We start from the raw sequence: 23490 nt of genomic DNA, 5'->3' as shown, positions 1-23490 counted from the left end.
GGTGATCGTCCCGGCAGAGGATGCCAAGCCGATCCCGGCCAAGTCCTTCTCCGGCAGGCTGTTGGCGTTGGCGGTGGTGCTGGTGACTATCACAGTGCTGCTGGCACCGTCGGTGCGCACCTACCTACTGCAGCAGGGGGAGCTCAATACCCTGCGCGATGAGATAGCCGCCCTTGAGGAAACCCAGCTTGAGTCCGAACGGCAGCTCGCACGGTGGGAGGACCCCGCCTACATCAAGGCCCAGGCACGCGAACGGATTTTCCTCGTGATGCCTGGCGAGACCCGGTACGTGGTTGTCGGAGACACCGAACCCGGTGACGAGGCAGTGGGGTCTTCTGGGGACGCCCCCCAGGACCTTCCCTGGGTGGATGCGCTCTGGGATTCAATCGAGCGGTCAGCGACCGATTCCTAGCGCCTGCGTCACTTCCGAGTCTCAGCGACTCCTGAACAGCCCCGAACCACGAAAGGTAAGACAGTCATGGACTCAGCGTCCAGCACCGAGCTGACAGATGCCGACCTGGATACGCTCAGCCGTCAGCTGGGCCGTCCTGTGCGGGACGTCGTCGAAGTTGGTGCGCGGTGTGTCTGTGGCAACCCACTCGTCGCGACGACCGCTCCGCGGCTATCCAATGGCATCCCCTTTCCCACCACCTATTACCTCACCCACCCGGTTATCACCGCGGCAGTATCCCGGCTTGAAGCAGCAGGGCTGATGGCCGAGATGACTGAGCGCTTGGAGAGCGACCCGGTGCTTGCCGAGAACTATCGGGCAGCCCACCAGCATTACCTTCACATGAGGAAGGCCATCGGGGAGAGGTCAGGGACCGGGCCCGTTCCCGAGATCGATGGGGTCTCGGCCGGCGGGATGCCCACCCGGGTCAAGTGCCTTCACGTACTGGTCGGCCACTCCCTGGCAGCCGGTCCGGGAGTGAACCCGCTGGGTGATGAAGCAGTTGAAGGCCTGGCCCAGTGGTGGACCCGGGAGACTTGCTCCTGCGCAGGGGCCTGGGACATGGCCGGATCAGCACCTGACCGCGAACTCAGCCGGCATACCCGTACCCAGGGCCTTACCCCCGATGAACTTGAAGCCAAACGCGCCACCCGCCGGTCGGCCGCCGAAACAGCGCGAGACAATGCAGCCCGAGACAGTGCAGCCCGAGACAGTGCAGTTATTCCCGCAGCTGATACCCATCCCCCGGAGACACCATAATGCGCACAGCTGCCATCGACTGCGGCACCAACTCCATCCGACTCCTCATCGCCGATGTTGACGACGACGGCCGACTCACCGACGTCATTCGCCTGATGCGCGTGGTCAGGCTCGGCGAGGGTGTCGATACCACCGGTCGGCTGTCGGAGGCAGCGCTCGCACGAACTTTTGCGGCTGCACGTGATTACGCTGAGTTAATCAGTCACCACGGCGCCGACCGGATCCGGTTTGTCGTTACTTCAGCTACCCGCGACGCAGCAAACCGTGACGTGTTTGCTGCAGGCATCAAGGAACTGCTGGGAGTGGACCCCGAAGTGGTGAATGGAAACGAGGAAGCTACGCTGTCTTTCGACGGGGCGCTCAGCGTGCTGCCGCCCGAGGCGTCGACTACCGAAGACTCGCTCGTGCTCGTGGTTGACCTGGGCGGCGGAAGCACCGAGTTTGTGGTCGGCAACGAGCGTGGAGTAGCTGCCTCCCGGAGCATGGATATGGGCTGCGTACGCTTCACCGAACGGTACCTTGCCTCGGACCCACCCACGGTCCGGGAGATCGGGGTAATGGAGGCTGAGGTGCGACGGCTGATCGACGAGGCCGCCCGCGATGTCCCGTTCGACAAGGTCACGCGGCTGATCGGCGTCGCAGGCAGTATCACCACCATCACCGCTCATGCGCTGGATCTGCCGGGGTACTCGCCGGACGACATTCACGGTTCCGAGGTGGATCAGGAGCGCGTCTCCAGGGCCGCTACCGATCTCCTGGGGATGAACCGGGAGCAGCGTGCCGCACTGCCCTACATGCACCCGGGGCGGGTTGACGTGATCGGGGCGGGTGCGCTGATCTGGCGCACCATCACTGACTACCTCGCTGAGGCCACCGGTGGCAGGGTGAGGACCTCGCTCACCAGTGAACACGACATTCTTGACGGAATTGCCCTCAGCCAGAACAGGCCGGTAAACCAGTGACCCGCTCTGCAGGTTCATTGAGCCACCGGTTGCGGGTCACCGCCTGCCTGCTGGGGGTTGCCGTGGCAACCGCCCTGCTGCCAGCGGTGCCGGCCCAGGCCGATGACCTGCGGGAGCGGGAGTACTGGCTGGAAGATTACGGAATCACCGAAGCCTGGGAAACCACCCAGGGGGAGGGTGTCCGCGTCGCAGTGATCGATAGCGGTGTTGATGGTTCACACCCTGACCTTGAGGGAGTCGTCGTCGGCGGTACTGACGTGTCCGGGTCCGGTCAACCCGACGGTCAGCTCGGCATCGGCGAGGTAGCCGAGCACGGCACGTTGGTAGCCAGCCTCCTGGCTGGACGGGGCCACCTTCCTGACCCGCCGCCCAACCCGTCGCCGTCCGACGACGAGAATTCTGACGAGGAGTCGCCGTCAGCCGAACCCGTCGAAACGACTGGCCCTGACTCCTTCGGCCGCGGCCCTGAAGGGATTGTGGGAGTTGCCCCCCAGTCGGAACTGCTCGCCGTGTCTGTCTGGATTGAGGGTGAAACCAAGGGCCCCAACCCGGCAGGGATCAGTATCGACACCCAGATCCCCAATGCCGTCCGCTGGGCGGTGGACAACGGCGCCCAAGTGATCAACATGTCGCTTGGGAGCACCTCACCCACCTGGCCTGAAAGTTGGGATGAAGCCTTCCTCTACGCCGAGCAGAACGACGTCGTCATCGTTGCGGCAGCAGGGAATCGCGCGGGCGGTTCCCTCCAGGTCGGGGCGCCGGCAACCATGCCGGGCGTCCTCGCCGTTGCGGGGCTCGATAGGGAGGGCGAAGCGAGCCGCGAATCATCGTCCGAGGGAATCAGCATTGGGGTAGCAGCGCCCGCCGAGAATCTGGTGGGCGCGCTGCCTGGCGGAGTCTACGCCGACTGGTCGGGCAGCTCTGGAGCGGCCCCGCTCGTCGCCGGGACCGCAGCCCTGATCCGATCCAAGTATCCGGACCTCTCAGCAGCACAGGTGATCAACCGGATTCTCATGACAGCACGTGACGCCGGCGCCGAGGGCGTGGAACGGGACACCCTCTATGGGTATGGAATTCTCGACGTCGCAGCTGCGGTCGATTCCGATCTGGCAGTCCCTGACGAAAACCTTCTGGGCAGCATGGCTGAATTCATTGAGATTTACCGCAGGGGAGCCCCAGCTCCGCCACCGGAGCCCGCGTCGCCCACCAGCGAGCCCCCAGTCGTCGACATTCCCGAACCGGAGGTTCCGGTAGCTGACGAAGGTTCAGCAACAACAGGGGGGCTGCCCGCAGCAATCGTGGTGGGTTTCGCGGCGCTGATAGTGGTGATCCTCGCCGGGGGAACTGTCGCAGTTATTCGCGCCCGGCGGTCAGCGCTCTCCCGTCCGGTCGATGAGAGCACCGACACGGATTCTCTGGCCAAGACACCTGACCCTCCGGCCTGAGCGGCCTTTCGGAACCCAGTTTCCCAGCCGCACGTAAACTTAGTGAAGATTTTCACAAAGTCCGGTATCATCGAGGAATGGCACTGAATCAACAGTTCTCCGATCGTCCGCGCATTCTTGTAGTCGGTGGCGGCTACGTGGGTCTCTACGTGGCGCACAAGCTGCAGAAGAAGATCAAGTCCCACGGTGGCATTGTCACCCTGGTGGACCCGCTGCCCTACATGACCTACCAGCCGTTCCTCCCCGAGGTGGCCGGTGGCAATATTGAACCCCGCCACGCTGTGGTTTCGCACCGCACCCACCTCAAGCAGACCGAGTTGATCACCGGCAAGGTCACCGGCATTGACCACTCCCGCCGCACTGCAATGGTCACTCCCGCCGGCGGTGGCGAACCGTTTGAACTGACCTACCGCGACGTAGTGATGGCGGCTGGCTCCATCACCCGGACCTTCCCGATCGACGGACTGTTGGATCAGGGGATTGGTCTGAAGACCATCGAGGAAGCTGTCGCCCTGCGCAACAAGGTCCTCGAGCGCATCGAAACCGGCTCGCTGATGCCAGCCGGTCCCGAGCGGGATCGCGCACTGACCTTCGTAGTGGTCGGGGGCGGGTTCGCCGGAATCGAGACCATCACCGAAATCGAGGATATGGCCCGCGCAGCGGTCAAGAAGAACGACCGACTCGGGCAACCGGACCTGAGGTTCGTCATGGTCGAGGCAATGGGCCGGATTATGCCCGAGGTCACCGAATCCCAGGCGGTGTGGGTGGTTGCTCACCTGAGGTCCCGTGGCATTCAGGTGAAACTGGACACCTCGCTGGCCAGTGCGGTGGATGGTCGGTTGAAACTGATCAATATGCCGGATAAGACTCCCGCAGACGAGTTTGAAACCGACACACTGATCTGGACCGCCGGTGTGCAGGCCAACCCAATGGTCAGGTCCTCGGACTTCCCGATCGACGATCGTGGCCGGATTCGGGCGAATGCCGAGCTGCGGATCACTGGCGATGACGGCCCCATCGAGGGCGCCTGGACTGCGGGCGATGTCGCGGCGGTGCCGGATCTTACTGGCGGGGGCGTCGGAGGGTTCTGCGTACCCAACGCCCAGCACGCTGTGCGTCAGGCAAAACTGCTCGCCAAGAACATCTACGCGCAGAACAACGGCGTCGGACGGGTCAAGGAGTACAAGCACAAGAACCTTGGTGCTGTGGCTGGCTTTGGCCAGTACAAGGGCGTCGCCAACATCATGGGCTTCGGCATGCGCGGACTCCCGGCGTGGCTGGCTCACCGCGGGTACCACGGGATGGCGATGCCAATGTTCGAGCGTAAGTTCAGGGTGGTATTCAACTGGATCCTGAGTTTCGCGTTTGGACGCGACACCACCGCATTGATGGACCTGGAGACGCCCAGGCGTCAGTTCCGCGAGGCGGCGACTCCTCCGCCCACGAAGGCCCAGGCCCAGGCGCCGGCTAGCGCAGGCGCATTGAAGGCCGACTCCTATAGCGAGCCTGCCAAGAGCTGATCAAGCCTCTCGAATCGCCACCAACGGCGGTACCTGCTCCACCGAGCAGGTACCGCCGTTGTATTCTAAAGGGGGACTCTCCCCTAACGCCCCAGTAGCCCAATGGCAGAGGCAGCAGACTTAAAATCTGTTCAGTGTCAGTTCGAGTCTGACCTGGGGCACCCTGGGCCTTCCAGTCCGAAGGCAGTTTTAGCGGGCGATTTACCTCTCTGTGGCGAGCGTTACAAGGATGTGACCGTAATTGCTTAGTTTCGACGCTTTTTTGCATTAGCTTTTCTACATACCAGGAACACCTGGTGATCGCATCAAAGGCGCACAAAGCCTTTCGGTCGAGGAGAAAACTTACATGACTGCAACACGCAATTCTGCGCGGTTCGGCATTGGGGACAATGCACCGCGCGTGGCGAAGGTCGCTGCCCTGGGCCTGGGCATCGCGCTATTTGCATCAGCCTGCGGCGGCTCTACTGCTCCTGAGGGAGAAGTAGATGGCGGCGAAAGCTCAGCCCCACCGGCTGCTACCGGGCTTGCCTGCCCGGAAAGCCAGGGCGGGGAAGCCCCCGAGGCCAACCCGAAGGGGGACCCATCAGCTGTCCCCGAGGCCACCACAACCTCTGACACGCCGCTGGTGCTGGGAACGCTGCTCCCCACCACGGGTGCTCTCGCGTTCCTCGGCCCACCTGAAATCGCCGGCACAAACCTGGCAGTTCAGGAGATGAACGAGGCAGGCGGTGTGCTCGGCCAGGACGTCGAAATCGTCCACCGCGACTCGGGCGATACCACCACCGACATCGCCACCCAGTCAGTCACTGATCTCCTGTCCCAGGACGTCAGCGCCATCATCGGTGCCGCATCTTCGGGTGTGTCCCGGACCGTGATCAACCAGATCACCGGTGCTGGAGTCATCCAGATCTCGCCAGCCAACACGGCTCCCGACTTCACCGACTGGGATGACAACGGCCTGTACTGGCGTACCGCACCCTCCGACGTGCTGCAGGGCCGGGTGCTCGGCAACTACATTATGGAGTGTGGCGCTCAGACAGTTGGCATGATTACCCTGAACGATGCCTACGGCACCGGGCTGCAGGGCTTCATCAGCGAGGCTGTTGAAAGCGCCGGGGGCCAGGTGATCGCCAACGAGATGTTCAACGAGGGCGACTCGCAGTTCAGCAGCCAAGTTGATGCAGTTGTCGCTGCAGAGCCGGACGCCATCGTGGTCATCAGTTTCGACCAGGTGACCAGCATTATTCCCCTGCTGACCGCTCAGGGCATTGACCCGACCACCCTCTTCACTGTGGACGGCAACACTGCCGACTTCAGCGATGACCTAGATCCGGGCACGTTGGAGGGAGCGCGGGGGACCGTCCCTGGTCCATTTACCGGCGACGCCTTCCAGGAGGCTCTGCTGGAGATCGATCCAGCTCTCACCAGCTGGAGCTATGCAGCTGAAAGCTACGACGCAGCAAATGTTGTCGCGTTGGCAGCTGAAGCTGCAGGATCCACTGATAGCGAGGCCATCGCTGCCGAATTGCAGAGCGTTACTGGCGAAGGTGAGAAGTGCTATGACTTCGCAGCCTGCGTCACCCTGCTGCGCGACGGCGAAGACATTGACTACGACGGCATCTCCGGTCCGATCACGTTCGATGAGAACGGTGATCCTACTGAAGCTTTCATTGGAATCTACGAGTACGACGAGAACAACATCAATCAGCCAATCCGTTCCGAAACCGGACAGCTCTAAGCAGGCTAGTCAGTTCATCTGAATAAACCAGCACCACACTCGCACCACAAACGGTCGTTGTACCTCCCCAAGTCTTGGGAGGTACAGCGGCCGTTTTTCTGCGCCGAGAAGTGAGCTCCGGCGGGTCTGGAGGACTCTGAGTCGCCAGATCTCACACCTCGGCGGGGACGGTGGGCAACCTGGACACGACGGGTCAACCGGAGCCTCGGTGAGGGGTATTCCGCCTGCTGGATGCCCAGATTGCTAACCCAACCGTCGTCCGGGGACAGAACAGGCCACGACGTCCGTTAACGCAGAACGCCCGGTTGGATTATCCAGCCGGGCGTTCATAGTGCTGACAGCCTCCTACGCGGTGTCGGCGAGAGTGCCCAGGTAGAGCTGGATAACCTTCGGATCCTTCATCAGCTCGCGGCCGGTACCCGTGTAGGCGTCCTTGCCCTGATCGAGGACATACGCGCGGTCGCAGATCTGCAGGCACCGGCGCGCGTTCTGCTCAACCATGATCACCGATACCCCCGCCCGGTTGATCTCATGCACCCGCAGGAAGGTTTCGTCCTGTTTCACCGGGGACAGACCAGCGGAGGGCTCATCGAGCAGGAGCACCGCCGGGTCCATCATGAGCGCGCGGCCCATCGCCACCATCTGGCGTTCACCGCCGGAGAGCGAACCGGCCCGTTGGGCCCGTCGCTTCCCAAGCTCGGGAAAGAGGTCGGCGACAAAATCGAACCGCTTCTTGAAGTCCTTGGGACGCTGGTACATACCCATCTCGAGATTTTCCTCGATGGTCAGCGAGGCGAATACGTTGTTGTTCTGCGGAACGAATCCCACGCCCTGGCTGACCAGCTTGTTGGCTTTCAGCCCGGTAATGTCCCTGTCCCTGACTACTACCGTGCCGGAGTGCACCTTGACCAGACCGAACATGGCCTTCAGCAGGGTCGACTTGCCGGCGCCGTTGGGCCCGATGATGCCGATCAGCTCCCCGGAGCGCGCTTCGATGCTGCATCCGTTGAGGATGTTGACACCCGGCAGGTAGCCAGCCACCAGGTTGGTGACCTTGACTACCGATGTGCTCTTGTCCTCACTCATGGTCGTGTCTCCTTGCTGTCCGGGGCGGTGGCTGGGCCAGCCGCGTCGGGACCGGTTCTGTCTGAGTGTGTGGGCTCGTGATGGGGGCCCGCGGGATGGGCGAGGATTCCGGCGTCGGCGGTCCCGACGACAGATTCTTTGTCCTGAGCGAGCTCAACCTCAAGCAGCTCAACACCCTTCGAATCCCCGAGGTCGACGTCGTGATGGGCGCCGAGGTAGGCATCAATCACCGCTTTGTCCTTCATGACGTCCTCGGGTGGCCCTTCAGCGACGATTTTGCCCTCAGCCATCACCACCACCCAGTCGGCGATGTGACGGACCATGTGCATGTCGTGCTCGACGAACAGGACGGTCATACCTTCAGCCTTGAGGTTCTTGATGTGGTCCAGCAGGGACTGGGTCAACGCGGGATTCACCCCGGCCATCGGCTCGTCGAGCATGACCAGGACTGGCTTGACCATTAGTGCCCTCGCCATTTCGAGGAGCTTGCGTTGACCGCCGGATAAGGACGCAGCGTAGTCGTCCTTCTTCGCGTCAAGTTTGAATTTCTCGAGGAGGACGTTGGCCTGGTCGGTGATCTCTTTCTCACGTTTGCCCCACATGCCTTTGAAGAGGGCACGGGCGAGGCTCTCACCCGGCTGCGCAGTGGCACCGAGGCGCATGTTCTCCATGACACTGAGCTTGCCCATCACCTTCGTCAGCTGGAAGGTACGAACCATCCCCAGGCGTGCGACCTTGAAGGACGGCACGCCAGCGATGTTGCGGTCATCGAACCGCCACTGCCCGCTGTTGGGGGTGTCGAACCCGGTCAGCAGGTTGAACAGGGTGGTCTTTCCTGCGCCGTTCGGGCCGATCAGCGCGGTGATTTTGTTGCGCGGCACTTCGAGATAGTCGACGTCGACGGCGTTCATCCCGCCGAAGCTTCTGGTGACTTTCTCGGCGACCAGAATGGGATCCCGCTTCTTGCAGCCCGGCCCGGTCTCGCCGGCAGCGATGGTGCGGGAGTCGGACATATAGTCCACCGGTACCGCATCAGTGGCTACTGGCTCCTCGGCCGCGCTGTGCTTGGGGGGACGCTGGTCTCCGGTGGAATGTGGCTGCGTCTCTTGTGGCTCGGTCATGCGAACGCCAGCTCCTTCTTGTTGCCCAGGACGCCCTGGGGTCTAAACACCATTAGCAGCATCAGGGCGACGCCGACCAGGATGTATCGCAGCTGACCGGCCTGCACGTTGGACAGGAAGGTGATAGCTCCAATTTCGATTGCCCCGTACAGCAGTCCCTGTGTCAGTGACAGCACCACCCAGAAAATCATTGCACCAATCACCGGACCAAGAACTGTCGCCATACCGCCGAGAAGCAGGCAGGTATACAGGAAGAACGTCAGCTCGGTGGCATAGTTGGCTGGTTGCACCGCTCCGCGGGGGAGGGTGAAGATCATGCCGGCCAGGGAACCGAGCAGACCACCGATGACCAGGGCCTGCATCTTGTACGCGTAGACGTTCTTGCCCAGTGCGCGGACAGCGTTCTCGTCCTCCCTGATGCCTTTGAGCACACGGCCCCAGGGGCTACGCATCAGCAACCAGACGGTCAGGCAGGCGAGGATCACTATGGTCCATCCCACGATTCTGATCCACAGGTCCCGCTCGTTCATCGAGATCGGTCCCACGGTATAAGACCCAGGGGCCAGCGGGTTCAGCGCGAAGAAGCCGTTCTCGAAGTTGGCGAGACCGTTGGCTGACCCGGTGACGTCCGTCAGGCCGTTGGTGGTCACGATATACCTGACAATTTCGGCCGCGGCGATGGTGACGATCGCCAGATAGTCAGCGCGAAGGCGCAGGGTCGGGATGCCGAGAATCAGCGCGAACAGCACTGAGGCTATCAGCGCTACGAGGACGGCAACCGGCAGCGGAGCGTCGAAGGTCAGCGTCGAGATCGCGTACCCGTACGCACCCACAGCCATAAAGCCGGCCTGACCGAAGTTCAGCAGGCCTGAATAGCCAAAGTGCACTGCCAGACCCAAAGCAGCCAGAGCGTAGGCGGCGGTGGTCGGGCTGATCATTTCGCCGAAGGCGAGTGCAAGAATATTTCCGAAATCCATGGTGTGAGCCCCTAACCGACGCGCTCTCGACGGCCGAGGATACCCTGCGGCCGGAACAGAAGGACCAGAATCATGATCAGAAGTGCTCCCACGTACTTGAGGTCAGCTTCCAGCCAGATGGTTGAGATTTCGACGAACAATCCCACGATGATTGACCCGATCAGGGCACCGAAGACTGTGCCGAGCCCACCCAGGACAACGCCGGCGAAGATAAGCAGCAGAATCTGCTGACCCATGTTGAATGAAACGCCTGGGCGGTAATACGCCCAGAGGATTCCGCCGAGGGCGGCCAGGGCGCCCCCGACCATCCAGACGATCCGGATAACGCGGTCGACGTCGATCCCTGAGGCAGCGGCAAGTGCCGGGTTGTCCGAGACCGCGCGGGTGGCCTTGCCAATCCGGGTGCGCAACAGGAGGAACCCGACGAGCAGAATGACAACGAGGGAGACCACCAGCGAATTGAGGTTGTTCTGGGAGATGGAGACGGGGCCGAAGTCCAGGCGGGCGCTCTGCGCGCCGGGTAGCTGCTGGGTGGCTCCGCCGAAGTTGAACTGGATGATGTACCGCAGGGCGAGCGCCAGACCGATGCTGACGATCATCATGGGAACGAGGCCGGTGCCGCGGCGCCGCAGCGGCTTCCACAGCCCAGCATCCTGAACCCAGCCGAGGAGGGCGCCAGCAACCACAGCCAACGGTATGGCAACGAAGATGGGAAGCCCCAGGGCAGCGAACCCGAAGGCGACAACCGCTCCGAAGGTGACCATCTCGCCGTGAGCGAAGTTGGTCAGGCCGGTGGTGCCGAAGATCAATGACAGCCCGACTGCGCTCAGCGCCAGTAGCAGGCCAAAGCTGAGCCCGGCCAGGGCACGCTCAGCGAGCGTGTCCCAGAAACTCGTGGTGTTGGTGACAATCCCTTCGCCGAAGAGGAAGAGCGTCGTGACATTGGACGTACCAGCGAAGGTCACCGTCCTGGGGTTGGCCTGTCCCTCCGCCAGAGCTGCCCCCTCGGGGAGGGTATCCACGTCAAGGGTTACCTCGTACGCGCCCTGTTCAGGGACCCCAACCGACCAGGATCCGTTGGCGGCCGAGGTGGTTTCACCGTCGAACCCATTGCCCGATACCGAAATGGTGACGTCCGGGAGCGGACCGTCAGCGTTTCGGAGAACGCCACTGATTCGATCCGAAAATTCCTGGGTCACCACCTCTCCCGCAGGAAGTGATGACGATACCAACGCGCTGGGTGCGGTGGCGGGGGGCCCGGGGTGGTAACCCTGGGCTGCTGGGGCGCCGAGCATCAGGACGGCAATGAGTCCGGTCGCAAAAACCAGCAGCCTCCTGATCCACGCAGGCGTCGGTCGGGTTATCAAGTTATGAACCTCACTATGGGGTGCCCCACCGGCGATCCGATGGAGTAAGGACGGCTTGTGTCACGCCTCTCGCGACACATTTCTTGTGACACACGTCACCGAGTGTGAGTTCATGTTACCTGTGCCGTGTTTCACCGGAGACCCAAACGGCTACCGGCGGGTAGCAATTGGATAACGAATCCGCTGGGGCGGCAGGGAAGCGCGGGAACAAAATGCCCCAAAAAGCGTTGTGATTGATAAGGTTAAGATCACATTCATCCCCCATTGGAGGACTAGTACACATGGCACTTGGCGGTAATCCGGTATTCAACGGAAAGAACTTCCGTACCGCTGCTCGCGGCAATAGTCCGGCAGGACAGGGTGCAACAGCACTCGCAGGCCAGAGCGCAATGAGCACCACCCAGATGGAAGACCTGTACAACCAGCCCTCAGCTGGCCCCTCGCAGATGGGACGGATGACCTTCGACGACGTGATCGTCAAGACCGTCCTGTCCATTGGTGTTGTGCTGCTGGGCGCGGCAGTTCCGGCGTTCCTGCTCCCAGGCCTGGCCGTTCCGCTAATGATCTTCGGTATGATCGGCGGGCTGGTCCTGGGACTGGTCAACTCGTTCAAGCGCGAGCCTGTCCCTGCTTTGATCCTCGGCTATGCCTTCCTGGAGGGTCTGTTCCTCGGTGGGCTCACGATGATCCTTGAGGCCCAGTTCCCGAACATTGCCCTCCAAGCCCTGCTGGGGACGCTGACCGTATTCGCCGTCACGCTGGTGTTGTTCAGAAGCGGGAAGGTGCGCGCCACTCCGAAGGCGATGAAGATCTTCATGATCGCGATCATCGGCTACGCGGCATTCAGCCTGATCAACCTTGGCCTGATGCTGTTTGGAGTCAGCGAGGATCCGTGGGGGCTGCGCACCGGTATTGAAATCTTCGGCATCCCATTGGGCGTAATCATCGGAATCTTCGCAATCGGCCTTGCCGCATTCTCCCTCGTGATCGACTTCACCTCGATCAGCAACGGTGTACGTAACGGTGCGCCGCAGAAGTACTCGTGGACGGCAGCTTTTGGCCTGACTGTGACGCTGGTCTGGCTGTATATCGAGTTCATCCGCCTGATCGCCATCCTGCGTGGCAGCGAGTAACTCGACTGTATTTCGCAGCATAAACAACAGTGCCCGCGGCTATCGCTGCGGGCACTGTTGTTTAACCCGGCTCAGGCTCCGCGCCCCGCTCGCGGGACCGGCGCCGCTCGGCATAACCGCCCGTCAGCCACAGCGGCCGGGTCCCGGTGCGGGGCTGACCAAATAGACCGGTGGATCGGCGCGCGAGCGTTCTGCCACGGGAGCTAACCGGGCACAGTCCAATGCTGAGTGTTCAGTAACGTGTGGAAAGATTGCACCATGATTCGCCCCTCGCAGCGGAAGCCCCACGAGTCTATCCAGGGCGCTCATGACCCGGCACCGCGGCGTGAATCCGCGAGGGACGTGCCGTACGCCTTGAGCCTTGGGGCGGCATGGGCCTGGCGGGTCGGGCTGATCGTCGTGGTGGGGGGAGTGCTGGTCTGGCTCCTCGGCCATATCTCGCTCCTGGTCATTCCGCTGTTGCTGGCAGGGCTGCTGGCGAGCCTGCTTCTCCCAGTCATGGGGTTCCTGCGGAAGGCAAGGATTCCCAATGGTCTCGCCGTCGCCATCACTGTGGTGGTGTTCCTCTCCCTGGTGGGTGCCATGGCAACGCTGGCGGGGCGCCAGTTGGCTCTGGGGTTCGCTGACCTCTGGGGTTCGGCACTCGAGGGAATCCAACAGATCCTGGACTGGCTGCATGACGGGCCGCTGGCCCTCTCCGACATTCAGATCGACCAGTTCATCGACGGGGGTGCCAACGCGGTCCAGAACAACAGCGGATCGATTGTGACAGGGGTAATTTCAGTTGGAAGCAGCGCGGGCAGCTTTGCGGCGGGCGCGCTGCTGGCTGTCTTCGCGCTGATCTTCTTCCTGCTGGAAGGCGAGCGTATCTGGCGTTTCGCTGTCCACCTCATGCCGCGCGACGCGCAAACCGCCGTCGACGGTGCAGGCCGCAGGGGCTGGTCCTCAATGGCCAACTACGTGCGGGTGCAGATGCTCGTCGCCTTCGTCGACGCTGTCGGTATCGGTGCTGGTGCGGCGCTGATCGGCGTGCCGCTGGCGCTGCCGCTCAGTGTCCTGGTCTTCCTGGGATCGTTCATCCCGATCGTGGGAGCCCTGTTCACTGGTCTGGTAGCGGTCCTGCTGGCGCTGGTGGCAAATGGTTGGGTGAATGCGCTGATTATGCTCGCTATCGTTCTGGTGGTGCAGCAGCTCGAAGGGCATGTCCTGCAGCCGTTGATCATGGGGCCAGCGGTGTCGCTGCATCCCCTGGCGGTAGTGCTCGCCGTCGCCGGCGGCACGCTGATCGCGGGAATACCCGGCGCGCTTTTCTCGGTGCCGCTGCTTGCAGTGGTCAATACGGTGGTGCGGTACATCGCTGCCCGTGCCTGGGAGACTGACCCGGCGGTTGGCGGCGTGCCGCCCCCGCCGGATTCCCTCCCCGATACGCCGGAAGAACCGCCACACGCCAGGCAGGCACTGAATGACATCACACTACTTAACGAGGCAGGAAAGGCTGACCAGTGACTGATCTACTCGATCTCGCCGTAACGCTCGAAGACGTTCAGGCAGCCCAGAAACTGTTGGACGGAGTCATCGCGCGGACGCCCATTGAAGACTCGAGGGCGTTGGGCCGGCTGATTGGCGCCAACGTGTCGTTGAAGTGCGAGAACCTGCAGCGGGCGGGATCGTTCAAGATCCGTGGTGCCTACGTGCGGATGGCCCGTCTCTCCGAAGCCGAGCGCGCCCGCGGGGTAGTCGCCGCCTCGGCAGGAAACCATGCCCAGGGAGTTGCCGTCGCGGCCGCGCGGCTCGGGATCAAGGCACGGATCTACATGCCGATGGGGGTGGCGTTGCCCAAACTGGCCGCAACCCGCGGCCACGGCGCCGAGGTAGTGCTGCACGGGCACAACGTTGATGAGGCGCTGGCCGAGGCCAACCGGTTCGCTGAGGAGACCGGCACCGTCTTTGTGCACCCCTTTGACAATGTGGATGTGGTCGCCGGTCAGGGAACCATTGGTCTGGAGATCCTGGAACAGGTTCCCGATGTTGACACCATCCTGATGGGTGTCGGCGGCGGCGGGCTCCTCGCTGGCGTGGCAGTGGCAGTCAAGGCGCGGGCGCGGGAACTCGGCCGGGAGATCCGGATCATCGGCGTTCAGGCAGAGAATGCCGCGGCCTATCCGCCGTCGCTGGCAGCCGATGCGCTGGTGCCATTGACTAGGGTATCGACCATTGCCGATGGTATCGCCGTCGGTCGGCCCGGCCAGCTCCCGTTTTCGATCATCAAGGAACTGGTCGACGACGTCGTCACCGTTACCGAGGATTCGCTGGCGCGGGCACTGATTTTCCTGCTTGAACGCTCAAAGATGGTGGTGGAACCGGCTGGGGCGGTAGGCGTCGCAGCGCTCCTTGACGGCAAACTGACCGAGAATGGGGCGACGCCCGGCAATACAGCGGTAATTCTCTCGGGCGGCAACATCGACCCGATGCTCATGCTGAAGGTCATCCAGCGAGGCCTGGCGGCAGCGGGTAGGTACCTGGTGGTGCGGATGCTCCTGGATGATCGGCCAGGCTCGCTGGCCACCATCTCACGCATCATTGCCGAATCTGACGCCAATGTGACAGGGGTAGACCATACCCGGGTGGGCGGTTCAATCAGCATGGGGGACGTAGCGATCACGATCAATATGGAGACCAAAGGCGAAGGCCACTGCCATCTCATCCTGAACAACCTGCGGGCCGAGGGTTTCCAGCCCATGGTCATTGAGGGCTGAGCATGCTGGCGGCGCGGGCACGCAAAGGACTCCTGGTTGTCGGGGTGTTCACTGCCCTGCTTTGGGTCATCCATGTGGCCAACGTGCTCACCGGCACCCGGCTGATCGGCGCCCTGGGCATTGACCCGCTGGAGCTGGACGGGCTGGACGGAATCGTGTTCGCGCCATTGTTGCACGCAGGCGTAGGCCACCTCCTGAGCAATACGCTTCCGCTGCTGGTGCTCGGGTTCCTGACCTTCCTCGAGGGGACAGGGCGCTTCGCCGTCGCCGTCGCTGCCAGTTGGCTGGGATCGGGTATCGGGGTCTGGATCTTCGGCGGCGGACTCACCATCGGTGCCTCCGGTGTGGTGTTCGGCTTGTTCGCCTACCTGATTGTCAGGGGTTTTTACAACCGCAGCCTGCGGCAGATTCTGCTCGCCGTCGTCCTGTTCCTAATGTATGGCTCGATCCTGTGGGGAGTCCTCCCGACAGCCGGCTCCAACGTATCGTGGCAGGCGCACCTGTTCGGGGCGCTCGGGGGAGTACTTGCCGCCCTGATACTGAGACGGCGGTCCGTCCCTGGGAGGACGGACCGCCGTCGGCAGTCAAGCGGGCGCTAACAGCGCGGCACGGTGTTAGCCCACGTAGGGCTTGGCTGACAGCACCTCGACGTCGATCGCTTTACCGTTCGGAGCGGTGTAGGTCACCTTGTCTCCTGACTTCTTGCCCTGAATAGCTGCTCCCAGCGGGGACTTCTCGCTGTAGACATCAATATCGGTGTCACCGGCGACCTCGCGGCTGCCGAGCAGGAACATGGCGTCGTCGCCGGCAATGTTCGCGTGCACCAGCATGCCCGGCTCAACGATTCCGTTGTCCTCAGGGGCTTCGCCAACATGGGCGTTTTCCAGCAGCGCGGTCAACTGGCGGATGCGTGCCTCCGACTTGCCCTGCTCCTCCTTGGCGGCATGGTAGCCACCGTTCTCCTTCAAATCACCCTCGGACCGGGCCTGTTCGATGCGGGCAACCACCTCGGTCCTGCCGGGACCGGACAAATGCTCCAGTTCGGTCTTGAGGCGGTCATAGGACTCCTGGGTAAGCCATGCGACAGGTGCACTGTTGGTGGACACGGGCATCTCCTTAGCTATGTCCGAAACACGTCTAACTTACGGTCCCGGCATGGTGACAGCCTGCACAACGAGATGTAAGCAGGCTTAGCAACAAATAAAGGCTCCACCCCTAGGTGACCGCATACACCGTTAGTCACCGGTTGGGGGAGCCGAACGTATTGACCAAGTGTAGTCGCCCCGCCCTGGATATCCCAAGGTAGCGAGGGGTGGCGACGGCTTAAAGGTAGTGAAAGTGAAGTGATCGGGCCAGGTCGGGTTGCTTAGGAAGAGTTGGCTTCATCGATGACCCAGCAGGAGTCGACCCCGCCCGAGACACCTTCCGACTCGGTTCGTAGCTGCGCGCGGTGCGCAGTGGTCCGCCCGTTGTCGGTCCCATCCGCGGCGCCGTTGGGACCAATGTCAACTACCTTCCAGCCCACCACCGCATAGGTTTCACTGAGGACCTGGACAGCGCACTGCACCGTGGTGTCCGGTGCCTTGGTGATGTCAAAATCCACGGTCGCGGTGCCGGGATCCTGAATGCTGAACCCAACGTCCTTGCTCGTGACGTCGGGGATGGACGTCTGGAGGCTGAAGACGGCTGTGGTAACCACTGCGACAGCCAGGGAGCCCCAGATGATCCGTTTCCTGGTGCGCCCCGGTAACCCCGGCTTGGGGGTGCCGTAGCGATTGGCTACTCTTGGTACTGGCGGTTGATTGGTATCCATCGCACACCATTTTATCCCCGCCGGAATTTATTGCCTAAAGCGATAGCCGAAACCCCAGGAGCAGTAGTTGCCCAGCCCGGACCACACCTCATCACTCAGTGCTACGGCCCCCGGCCAGGGATTCCGATTGCTGGCAGTTCACGCCCACCCGGACGATGAGTCAAGCAAAGGCGCCGCAACCATGGCTCGGTACGCGGCCGACGGCGTCGAGGTGCTGGTCGCCACCTGCACCGGGGGAGAACGCGGGGACGTTCTCAACGAGAAGGTTGCCGGAGAGGCGCACGCTCTGCGGGACCTCGCCGGGCTGCGCCGGCTGGAGATGGCCAGTGCTGCCAAGGAGTTGGGGATCCGCCAGCGTTGGCTCGGGTTCACTGATTCGGGACTCCCAGAGGGTGACCCATTGCCACCGTTACCCTTCGGGTGCTTTGCGCTGCAGCCGCTTGAACGCGCGGCAGCGCCCCTGGTTAAACTGGTTCGTGAGTTCCGCCCCCACGTGATCCTCAGCTACGACGAGAACGGCGGGTACCCTCACCCGGACCACATCATGGCGCACAGGGTGGCTGTCGAGGCCTACCACGCAGCGGGCGACGCCGGACGTTACCCCGGCACCGGCGCCGCATGGGCTCCGTTCAAGTTGTACTACGACCGCGCTTTCAACCCTGAACGGTTCCGCGCCCTGCATGACGCTCTTGAGCAGGCCGGGCTTCAGTCGCCCTACGCAGCCCGGCTTGCCGCCTGGCTGGAAACCGATTCCGAAGGCCATCAGCCGCCAGCACCAACCCATGAAACCACCACCCAGATTGAGTGCGGCGACTATTTCGCTTACCGCGACCGGGCGCTGCTGTCCCACCGCACGCAGGTTGACCCTGAGGGGTTCTTCTTCGCCGTGTCCTCGGACCTGCAGCGGAAGGTCTGGCCGTGGGAAGACTATTCACTGATTCACTCGCGGGTGGAAGCCAAACTGCCCGAAGCTGACTTCTTTGCTGGCATAGAATAGATGGGGGCCCCGCCGCCCGACGTTCCTGTGAAAGTGGTGCATTGTGTCCTACCTGCTCAACCTGGTGTCTGCCGTGAGCCCCGCCCCCAATCAAGAGGACGGGCTAAGGCCCGGGCTGGATCCCAGCCAGGTGACGCCCGGGTTGCTGGGCTTCGTTGCTACCCTCCTGTTGGTGGTGGCAGTGATCTTCCTCGTCCGTGACATGTCCCGACGGATCCGACGGGTTCGCTACCAGGGGATGATCGACGATGCTGCCGCATCGGACAACACTAAGACTCCTCTCGACGACAGCGCCCCGCGTGAGAGGCTCAATGACTCGGATACGCGTCCGGGTTCATCACCGGGGAACCGCTGACCAGGTCCTCGAAGTTAAGAAATTCGATGCTGGCCACGTCGGGGTACCCGCCAGATTCGAAGGTCTGGACGGCGAACTCGTTCTCTCTCACCGTGTGGAAGACGCCGCTGAACGTGTAACTGGCGCCGTCGGGACCGGTGTGGCGGTACAGGTAGCTTCCGCCGGAGCGGAAGTCATAATGATCAACCTCGATGGCGTTCCGGCGCGGTCCGAGCCACTGGGCAATCAGGTCAGCTCGGGCGTGGGCCTGAAAGACAAGATCAACTGGGAAGTCGAACTCACGCTCAAACGCGGCTGGTCAAGACCCCTGAAGTGGATTGAGGACCGCAATCACTATCGCTATGAAGTGAACGGTGAAAGCCGCGATGGTGAACGCATGGAACAGCTCATGGAAACCGAACCAGTTGGCGCTGAAATTGGGGCGCTTGAGGGCATAAAATACCGCTCCAGCGATATACAGTGCGCCGCCAATGCAGATCAGGACCGTCGCCGCAGGGCTGGCCGCGAAGAAATCGGGCAGGTAGAACAATGCGCCCAGCCCCAGTGCCACGTAGACGGGGACGTAGAGCCAACGGGGTGCGTTTACCCAGAGCACCCGGAACAACACTCCAGCTATAGCCCCGGACCAAATGACCCACAGCAACACTGACGCCTTGTCGGGTTCCAATAGTGCCCGGGCCAGCGGAGTATAACTGCCAGCGATGACCAGCATGATGTTGGTATGGTCCAGACGCTTCAGCACCACCTTGGTCCGGTCAGTCCATGAGCCGGTGTGATAGACCGCGCTCACGCCGAACAGGAGCACTCCGGTAAGCGCGTAGATGGCCGAGGTGATCTTTCCTGCCGCCGTCGGGGCGATGGCAACCAGGACTATGCCGGCGGCTAGTGCCAGGGGTGTTGCCCCAGCGTGAAGCCAGCCGCGCAGCTTCGGTCTGAGGGCGCCCGGGGAGCTCAAGGTCATAGGCTGATTCTACCCGGCAGTGCACTATGTTACCGCCGGGTAGCGTTGGTATGACTGAGCTTGTGGAGAAGCACCCACTGTGGCGTCGGTTGAGCGTCGGGTCCTTGACGGTACCTTAGGAGTAGATCTACCAGGTGCCGCGGACGGCGCAGCGAAGGACTAAAGGAAGAAGGACAGGTGAACCACCCAGTGAAGTTCCCAGGATTCGCCTACAACTTCTACGAACGCAGGCTACAGCGGTCCCTGAGCCCCGATCGGATTCCCCGCCATATCGGAGTGATGGTCGACGGGAACCGGCGGTGGGCCAAGCTGGCCGGCGCACCCACCCGGGATGGACACCAGGCCGGTGCTGACAAGATTCACGAATTTCTGGGTTGGTGTGAGGAGCTCGGTGTCGAGGTAGTGACGCTCTACATGCTCTCCACCGACAATATGAGCCGTTCGCCCGAGGAAATCGAGCAGTTGCTCGACATTATTGCCAACACGCTCGACCGGTTGGGGGAGAGCAACCGGGTTCGAGTGCAGCCCGTCGGGGCACTCGAACTATTGCCTGCCAACCTGTCAGACAAGGTGTGCGCTCTCGCCACTCAGACCCGGGATATCGACGGACTGCACGTCAACGTGGCGGTCGGCTACGGCGGGCGCCGGGAGATTGTCGACGCAGTGAAGGAATTGCTGCTGGCGGCGGCGTCCGGGGGCGAGTCCCTCGAAGACGTGGCACACGGGCTCACAGACCAGCAAATCTCTTCCTTCCTGTATACCCGCGGTCAACCAGACCCGGATCTTGTCATTCGGACATCCGGAGAGCAACGGTTGTCGGGATTCCTCATGTGGCAGAGCGCGTACAGCGAGTTCTACTTTTGTGAGGCCCTGTGGCCCGATTTCCGCCGGGTCGATTTCCTGCGCGCGCTCCGTGATTACGGACGGCGGCAACGACGCTTTGGTGGGTAGAAGTTAACCTCGAATTGTTGTTCGACACGCCGCGCCAAAGCCTTATCTTGCCGACGCCGAGCGTAGTCTCGACTCCATCAGGAGGCACCAACGCCGACTGATCGGGAGGCTACCGATGCAGCGAAAAGTGCTCACCAGCACATCGCCAAATCCGGGGAGGCCGTGCCAGGCCTCGCGGCCTCACCGGATTACCCACCCCATCACAATTCGGGGATTGCACGCCCCGGAGTGGAGTTCACATGGCCATATCTGACACACCACGGCGTTCATTTCACTCAGGCCACCCCCTGTCCCCGGACGAAGCCACCAGGGCCCGCACCAGCACGGATGACGAACTGATCCTTGCCGAGGCGGGCCTTTCAGCTGTGGAGAGTCTTGGCAGTCGAAGCTACGTCATCGACACCTCCGTGTTGCTCTCAGACCCGCGGGCAATCACCCGGTTCGCTGAGCATGAGGTGATCCTACCGATCGTGGTGATCAGCGAGTTGGAGGCTAAACGCAACGACCCCGAACTGGGCTACTTTGCCCGCAAGGCGTTGCGGCTGCTCGACGACCTGCGGGTGCAACACCACGGGCTCAACCAGGCGATCCCTCTCGGGGAAGAGGGCGGAACGCTGCGGGTTGAATTGAACCACATCTCGCCCGAGGTGTTGCCCGCCGGGTTCAGGAGCGGGGATAATGATTCACGGATCCTTGCGGTGGCCAAGAATCTCTCTGACGAGGGCCGGAACGTCACAGTGGTATCAAAGGACCTCCCGATGCGCGTTAAAGCCTCGGCGATGGGTTTGAAAGCTGACGAGTACCGCAACGAACTGGTGAAGGACTCCGGGTGGACGGGGATCGCTGAACTGGATGTCGCTGAAGCCGACGTCACCACGCTCTACGACCACCAGCCCGTGTTCCTTCCCGAAGCAGCAGAACTGCCGGCCAACACCGGTCTGGTCCTGCATTCTTCGCGGGGGTCGGCACTTGGCAGGGTGGGCGCCGACAAACAGATCCGGCTGGTGCGGGGCGACCGGGACGTCTTTGGGCTCCACGGACGGTCAGCCGAGCAACGGTTGGCTATCGACCTGCTGATGGACCCGGAGGTCGGAATCGTGTCGATGGGTGGGCGCGCGGGCACCGGAAAGTCAGCGCTTGCACTGTGCGCCGGACTGGAAGCCGTGCTGGAACGAAGGGAGCATCGCAAGGTGGTTGTCTTCAGGCCGCTGTACGCGGTCGGCGGTCAGGAACTCGGTTTCCTGCCCGGCAGCGAGAGCGAGAAGATGAACCCGTGGGCCCAGGCTGTCTTCGATACCCTCGGCGCGTTGGTGTCACAGGAAGTGGTGGAGGAGGTCATGGATCGCGGCATGCTCGAAGTTCTGCCGCTCACCCACATCAGGGGGCGAAGCCTTCACGACTCGTTTGTCATAGTTGACGAAGCTCAGTCACTGGAGAAGAACGTGTTGTTGACGGTCATGAGCCGGATCGGCCAGAACTCACGGATAGTGCTGACCCACGACGTGGCTCAGCGGGACAACCTGCGGGTGGGGCGACACGATGGGATAGCGGCAGTTGTGGAGACGCTCAAAGGACACCCGTTGTTCGGGCACATCACCCTGACCCGGTCGGAACGGTCGCCAATTGCGGCGCTGGTCACCGAGCTACTGGAGGGTGCGGAGATCTAGTTCGTCCCTGTTCCAGAACGGGGGCGGGACGGTGGTGGCAGCCGGTCAGGACACATTCCAGGGGATGTGGGAGCTGACATCGGTGAGGTCCATTCCGGAGTCAACGAAGTGGTCATCGATCATGTATTCGTCGACCCCCAGGATGCGCAGCCAGTGCCCGCCCCCGGCGAACGACCCGTCGAGCGCCCGGGTTGACACGCAGATGCCGGTGCCGAGGTCCACCTTCACCTCGGTCCGCCCCCGACCGATCAGCGGGTAGCCGGGGGCAAACGGCTTGTAGGTGAGATTGGGAGTGGCGATCGCGCTCAGGACCGGCCGACCCTCAAAGTCTTCTTCGACAATGTTCTCCAACTCCACCCGGTTGGCAAAGGGAGATTCGAAGGCGACCGGCGAATCGCCAGCAAATTCGACCGGATCCAGCATCGCCGCCCAGCGCGGGTCGCCAAACGCAGGTTCACCGTAGGCGGCTTCCGGTCGTCTGAGGACAAAGCCGGCGTCGTTGTAGACCGGGGTGATCAGCCGCGGGGCGAGGAGCCAGGATTTTCTGGTGGCGCTCACGTACAGCGCGTCGCGTGAGCCTGCTGTGCCGGTGGTGCTGTGGAGGAGGACGCCGTCGTCGTCCTCCACTCGGAGCGCCGCTGGGCGGCGCAGCCATGCGTTGAGTGGACGGCTGTCTCCACCGGCACCCCGCCAGGCCACAACGAAGCGTAGGGTCTCCCATTTCCAGGGGGATGACCGGCAGAGCGACCTGAAGGTGGCTGCTGGGGTGTCACTGTGTGTTGCCGACATATCCACAGTGTAGCCGCCGCCATTCCCGCACTTACCAAGGGTCCAGTAGCGTGGATCCCATGACTGACGTGCTCCTCCGGTACTTCCAGGACAACCTGGTGGGCGCTGTTCTGGTGGCTCTGGCGCTGGCTGTCTTTGTGGTGGTTGGCGCATGGCTGAGCGTGATTGACCTCCGCAGCCACCTGCTACCGAATCGGATCATTTTTCCTGCGTACCCGGTTGCCGCAGTGCTGCTGGGCCTCGGGGCCCTCCTTGCGGGCGAAGGGGAAAGAATTCTCAGCATGGGTGGGGGAGCGGCAGTGCTCTGGCTGGCGTACTTCGTGCTGCGGGTGATTTACCCGGCGGGGATGGGCTTTGGTGATGTGAAGCTCGCCGCTCTGCTGGGCCTCTACCTGGGGTTTGCCGGGTGGAGCCATCTGCTCTGGGGGACCTTCGCAGCGTTTGCACTCGGATCCTGCTGGGGGCTGGTGCTGATTGTCGGCCGCCGCGGCACCCTCAAGTCGGCGATTCCGTTTGGCCCGTTTATGGTCGCCGGGGCAGCCCTGGTGCTGGCTCTGCCCTCGCTAGGCTGATCTCATGCCTACTCCTGATTACGTCCTATCCCTCCGCGAGCAGGTCGGGCACGCGCCGCTGTGGCTTCCC

Annotated in this window: 23 protein-coding genes, 1 tRNA gene and 1 pseudogene; 16 read left to right on the top strand and 9 right to left on the bottom strand. The window is 62.5% G+C overall.

The window, feature by feature from the left end; all coding sequences use genetic code 11:
- From Y703_RS0102765 to Y703_RS0102735, 7 genes are all read left to right on the top strand, one after another.
- The coding region (locus Y703_RS0102765; protein ID WP_026551497.1) for an FtsB family cell division protein at positions 1-412 on the top strand (412 nt) is incomplete at its 5' end.
- A gap of 66 nt (positions 413-478) precedes the next feature.
- A complete protein-coding gene (locus tag Y703_RS0102760; RefSeq protein WP_051427230.1) occupies positions 479-1210 on the top strand; it encodes a DUF501 domain-containing protein in 732 nt (243 codons plus the stop codon).
- Positions 1207-2172, top strand: a complete 966-nt coding sequence (locus Y703_RS0102755; RefSeq protein ID WP_026551495.1) for a Ppx/GppA phosphatase family protein — start codon at positions 1207-1209, stop codon at positions 2170-2172. Before Y703_RS0102760 ends, Y703_RS0102755 begins: the two co-directional genes overlap by 4 nt.
- Positions 2169-3617, top strand: a complete 1449-nt coding sequence (locus Y703_RS0102750; protein ID WP_026551494.1) for a S8 family serine peptidase — start codon at positions 2169-2171, stop codon at positions 3615-3617. Before Y703_RS0102755 ends, Y703_RS0102750 begins: the two co-directional genes overlap by 4 nt.
- A gap of 77 nt (positions 3618-3694) precedes the next feature.
- Positions 3695-5137 (top strand): NAD(P)/FAD-dependent oxidoreductase, encoded by a 1443-nt coding sequence (locus Y703_RS17505; protein ID WP_035763561.1) that lies wholly within the window; start codon positions 3695-3697, stop codon positions 5135-5137.
- 88 nt (positions 5138-5225) lie between these two features.
- Positions 5226-5298: transfer RNA gene (locus Y703_RS0102740), tRNA-Leu, on the top strand.
- Between the two features lie 185 nt (positions 5299-5483).
- Positions 5484-6875: an ABC transporter substrate-binding protein gene (locus Y703_RS0102735; RefSeq protein ID WP_051427229.1), complete on the top strand. Its 1392-nt coding sequence runs from the start codon at positions 5484-5486 to the stop codon at positions 6873-6875.
- 345 nt (positions 6876-7220) lie between these two features.
- Here the strand turns inward: Y703_RS0102735 and Y703_RS0102730 are convergent, their stop codons facing one another.
- From Y703_RS0102730 to Y703_RS0102715, 4 genes are all read right to left on the bottom strand, one after another.
- Positions 7221-7961 carry an ABC transporter ATP-binding protein gene (locus Y703_RS0102730; protein WP_026551492.1) on the bottom strand — a complete coding sequence of 247 codons (741 nt, stop codon included), beginning with the start codon at positions 7959-7961 and terminating at the stop codon, positions 7221-7223.
- On the bottom strand, positions 7958-8974 hold the full coding sequence (locus tag Y703_RS17500; protein WP_253907916.1) for an ABC transporter ATP-binding protein: 1017 nt from the start codon (positions 8972-8974) through the stop codon (positions 7958-7960). Before Y703_RS17500 ends, Y703_RS0102730 begins: the two co-directional genes overlap by 4 nt.
- A 104-nt stretch (positions 8975-9078) precedes the next feature.
- Positions 9079-10059, bottom strand: coding sequence for a branched-chain amino acid ABC transporter permease (locus Y703_RS0102720; protein WP_026551490.1), 981 nt, complete (start codon positions 10057-10059; stop codon positions 9079-9081).
- 11 nt (positions 10060-10070) lie between these two features.
- Positions 10071-11426, bottom strand: a complete 1356-nt coding sequence (locus Y703_RS0102715; protein WP_081743355.1) for a branched-chain amino acid ABC transporter permease — start codon at positions 11424-11426, stop codon at positions 10071-10073.
- A gap of 281 nt (positions 11427-11707) precedes the next feature.
- On the opposite strand from Y703_RS0102715, the gene Y703_RS0102710 reads away from it, so the two are divergent.
- From Y703_RS0102710 to Y703_RS0102695, 4 genes are all read left to right on the top strand, one after another.
- Positions 11708-12559, top strand: coding sequence for a Bax inhibitor-1/YccA family protein (locus Y703_RS0102710; RefSeq protein WP_026551488.1), 852 nt, complete (start codon positions 11708-11710; stop codon positions 12557-12559).
- Between the two features lie 258 nt (positions 12560-12817).
- Positions 12818-14065 carry an AI-2E family transporter gene (locus tag Y703_RS0102705; protein WP_026551487.1) on the top strand — a complete coding sequence of 416 codons (1248 nt, stop codon included), beginning with the start codon at positions 12818-12820 and terminating at the stop codon, positions 14063-14065.
- Complete coding sequence (gene ilvA / locus Y703_RS0102700; RefSeq protein ID WP_026551486.1) at positions 14062-15315, top strand: threonine ammonia-lyase; 1254 nt, start codon at positions 14062-14064, stop codon at positions 15313-15315. The genes Y703_RS0102705 and ilvA overlap by 4 nt, the downstream gene beginning before the upstream one ends.
- 2 nt (positions 15316-15317) lie before the next feature.
- The gene (locus Y703_RS0102695; RefSeq protein WP_026551485.1) at positions 15318-15914 is read left to right on the top strand and encodes a rhomboid family intramembrane serine protease; all 597 of its coding nucleotides are present in this window, start codon (positions 15318-15320) and stop codon (positions 15912-15914) included.
- A gap of 15 nt (positions 15915-15929) precedes the next feature.
- On the opposite strand, the gene greA is transcribed toward Y703_RS0102695, so the two are convergent.
- Positions 15930-16427: a transcription elongation factor GreA gene (greA, locus tag Y703_RS0102690; RefSeq protein WP_035763558.1), complete on the bottom strand. Its 498-nt coding sequence runs from the start codon at positions 16425-16427 to the stop codon at positions 15930-15932.
- Positions 16428-16681: 254 nt separating this feature from the next.
- Positions 16682-17128: a DUF4307 domain-containing protein gene (locus Y703_RS0102685; RefSeq protein ID WP_026551483.1), complete on the bottom strand. Its 447-nt coding sequence runs from the start codon at positions 17126-17128 to the stop codon at positions 16682-16684.
- 67 nt (positions 17129-17195) lie between these two features.
- On the opposite strand from Y703_RS0102685, the gene mca reads away from it, so the two are divergent.
- Together mca and Y703_RS21880 are read left to right on the top strand one after the other, a co-directional pair.
- Positions 17196-18125, top strand: coding sequence for a mycothiol conjugate amidase Mca (gene mca, locus Y703_RS0102680; protein ID WP_026551482.1), 930 nt, complete (start codon positions 17196-17198; stop codon positions 18123-18125).
- Positions 18126-18198: 73 nt separating this feature from the next.
- Complete coding sequence (locus Y703_RS21880; RefSeq protein WP_253907909.1) at positions 18199-18480, top strand: hypothetical protein; 282 nt, start codon at positions 18199-18201, stop codon at positions 18478-18480.
- Between the two features lies 1 nt (position 18481).
- Here the strand turns inward: Y703_RS21880 and Y703_RS21315 are convergent.
- Together Y703_RS21315 and Y703_RS0102670 are read right to left on the bottom strand one after the other, a co-directional pair.
- Positions 18482-18769: pseudogene (locus tag Y703_RS21315) on the bottom strand (SRPBCC domain-containing protein); the annotation flags it as partial.
- A 9-nt stretch (positions 18770-18778) separates the two neighbouring features.
- Complete coding sequence (locus Y703_RS0102670; RefSeq protein WP_026551480.1) at positions 18779-19441, bottom strand: PAQR family membrane homeostasis protein TrhA; 663 nt, start codon at positions 19439-19441, stop codon at positions 18779-18781.
- A 189-nt stretch (positions 19442-19630) separates the two neighbouring features.
- Here Y703_RS0102670 and Y703_RS0102665 point away from each other — a divergent pair, with 189 nt between their 5' ends.
- Together Y703_RS0102665 and Y703_RS0102660 are read left to right on the top strand one after the other, a co-directional pair.
- The gene (locus Y703_RS0102665; protein ID WP_216698856.1) at positions 19631-20392 is read left to right on the top strand and encodes an isoprenyl transferase; all 762 of its coding nucleotides are present in this window, start codon (positions 19631-19633) and stop codon (positions 20390-20392) included.
- Positions 20393-20631: 239 nt separating this feature from the next.
- Positions 20632-22059 carry a PhoH family protein gene (locus tag Y703_RS0102660; protein WP_253907908.1) on the top strand — a complete coding sequence of 476 codons (1428 nt, stop codon included), beginning with the start codon at positions 20632-20634 and terminating at the stop codon, positions 22057-22059.
- A 45-nt stretch (positions 22060-22104) separates the two neighbouring features.
- Here Y703_RS0102660 and Y703_RS0102655 read toward each other — a convergent pair whose 3' ends face one another.
- The gene (locus Y703_RS0102655; protein WP_035763555.1) at positions 22105-22848 is read right to left on the bottom strand and encodes a hypothetical protein; all 744 of its coding nucleotides are present in this window, start codon (positions 22846-22848) and stop codon (positions 22105-22107) included.
- Positions 22849-22907: 59 nt separating this feature from the next.
- Here Y703_RS0102655 and Y703_RS0102650 point away from each other — a divergent pair, with 59 nt between their 5' ends.
- Entirely contained in the window at positions 22908-23420 is a 513-nt protein-coding gene (locus tag Y703_RS0102650) for a prepilin peptidase (protein WP_026551476.1), read from the top strand.
- The last annotated feature ends 70 nt before the right edge of the window (positions 23421-23490 follow it).

It is taken from the genome of Arthrobacter sp. H20 (assembly GCF_000520515.1).
GTDB lineage: Bacteria > Actinomycetota > Actinomycetes > Actinomycetales > Micrococcaceae > Arthrobacter_D.
This window is presented reverse-complemented; position numbering and strand designations above follow the sequence as displayed.